The sequence below is a fragment of the Kitasatospora sp. NPDC059747 genome (assembly GCF_042732955.1).
Lineage (GTDB): Bacteria > Actinomycetota > Actinomycetes > Streptomycetales > Streptomycetaceae > Kitasatospora.
In genome coordinates this window covers 1-1,966 of record NZ_JBHWGV010000272.1, presented here as the reverse complement: position 1 = coordinate 1,966, position 1,966 = coordinate 1, and the positions used below count along the sequence as shown (strand labels likewise).

Below are 1,966 nucleotides of genomic sequence, written 5' to 3'. Positions count from 1 at the left end.
CGACAGTACCAATACGGCGAACGCCGTTGGTGAATTCACCGAAGGAAATCCAGGAGCGGGCGTCGATGCCACGTTGCTCAAAGCTGCTTGGCTTAATGCTGTCCAACGGGAAATCGTTGGCCTTATACAAGGCATGGGCTTCGCACTGAATCCAGACGATGATGGGCAGATGTTGAAGGCCGTTCAGGCTTTGGCTGACTTTACAAAGTTGGTTAACAAACCTACGACATTGCAGGGATATGGAATTACCGATGCTATAAAGAAAGGTCAGTATGGTCTGGGAGCATCTGACCTGCCGGAGTCGGCAAGCGATGTTATCGGACGGCCGGGTGGGTTTTACTTTTTCGGAGAAAGCGCCAACACCTTTGCCCAGTACGCAAGCGTGCTCAATCTGCCCTACGGTGCCAATAACTCAGCTCAGCTCGCAATCCGTCAGGGAGCTGAAAAGGCCTCCGCCGCTATACGGTCTGTAAACGCCAGAGGGGGTTGGACACCAGTTGCAGAGCTTTGGACGGAGGTGAACTTCAATCCCGCACTTAAGGCAAATCTGGCTAGCCCGACCTTTACAGGGATCCCAAGAGTTCCGACCCCCGCGCCGGATTCAAACACGGATCAAGCAGCCAACACCGCATTCGTTAGGGCCGCAATTGCAGAGATTGTAGGGTCGTCACCAGACGCACTGGATACGTTAAACGAGCTGGCAGCGGCATTGGGGAACGACCCAAACTTTGCAACTACCATTAATAACGTAATTGCGGGCAAGGCCGCGAAAGCCACGACCCTTGGCGGATACGGCATTTCAGATGCTTACACTAGGGTGCAAACAGACTCTGCGATCAGCTCGGCCACTAAAGGGAAAGCCGACAAAGCGAACACGCTTTCTGGCTACGGCATCACAGATGCCCTCACCACGTCACAGATGAATACGGCGCTGGGTGGGAAACTTGATAAGTCCGGTGGCACTATCGACGGTTCGCTCTATGTAGCCTCTACACAGAGCTTGTCGGCCCCTGCGTTGAGCATCGATAGCAGCGCCCCAGGCAGTTCTCTAAGCTTGCTTAGGCTTCGTTGCCCAAATACCGGTGTGCTGCTGTCTCATACAAACGGAACAAGCACTCTTTCGGTCACCACCGCCGCAGGCGGCGCTGCAACCATATCGGCAGGTGACATTCTGTCATCCGGTTCCTCCTGCCACACCGTCGCAAGCTTCATGAAACCGGTAGCAGGTCAGTGGCTCTCAATCGAGGGCGCATTAACCCTGCCAGCGGGCGGTACATGGGCCTATCAGTTCCTAAACTTCAATAACACGGGTAGCTTCCTCGGTGGCTCCCGCACTGGCCTGGTAGCCGGTGGAACCCAAATCGGTGCCGCAACCAGCGTTGGTTTTGCTTGGAGAATTCAATGATGGACGCAGAAGATATTAGCTTGGTTGCAACTGAAAACTTAGATACACACCTGCCAGCGATTGGCAGTATACAAAGCCGTCAGGATGGCACCTACGTCATCGCCTACGGCGGTTACCCATTCCACGCAACACTGGCCGAGACACCGGACATCTATGAACGGGTGATGGCAGAGATAAAGAATGGGGCGCCCGTGACAAAATACGTCGAGCCGGAGATATCGAAGCCTGACCCACTGGCAATGGCTCTCGAAGAGTATGGCCGTCTACGCAATGTTGCAGATTTTGTGATAGCCCCACTTCAGGATGCTGTCGACGATGGGGAAGCCACTGAGGCCGAGGCGGCGTCATTGAAGGCTTGGAGGAAGTATCGGATAGCGCTAAGCCGGGTCTCCGATCAGGAAGGGTATCCGCAATCCATCACCTGGCCGGTAGTGCCTGCATGATGCCAAGTACTACCGATCGATGATGCCAATCATCCCGCCAAACCGGACGGGAACCTAATGCGCCGTGTATGCCAAATGTCGTGCAACGCGGTGCCAAATCCGACGCGCGCTTACATAG

2 protein-coding genes are annotated in these 1,966 nt (G+C 54.8%); both read left to right on the top strand.

Translation table 11 applies throughout. The annotated features are described in order from the left end of the window. The coding region (locus ACFV4G_RS43425) for a hypothetical protein (protein ID WP_380449182.1) at positions 1–1,405 on the top strand (1,405 nt) is incomplete at its 5' end. Further along, a complete protein-coding gene (locus ACFV4G_RS43420) occupies positions 1,402–1,848 on the top strand; it encodes a tail fiber assembly protein (RefSeq protein WP_380449180.1) in 447 nt (148 codons plus the stop codon). The genes ACFV4G_RS43425 and ACFV4G_RS43420, both read left to right, overlap by 4 nt. Positions 1,849–1,966 lie beyond the last annotated feature (118 nt).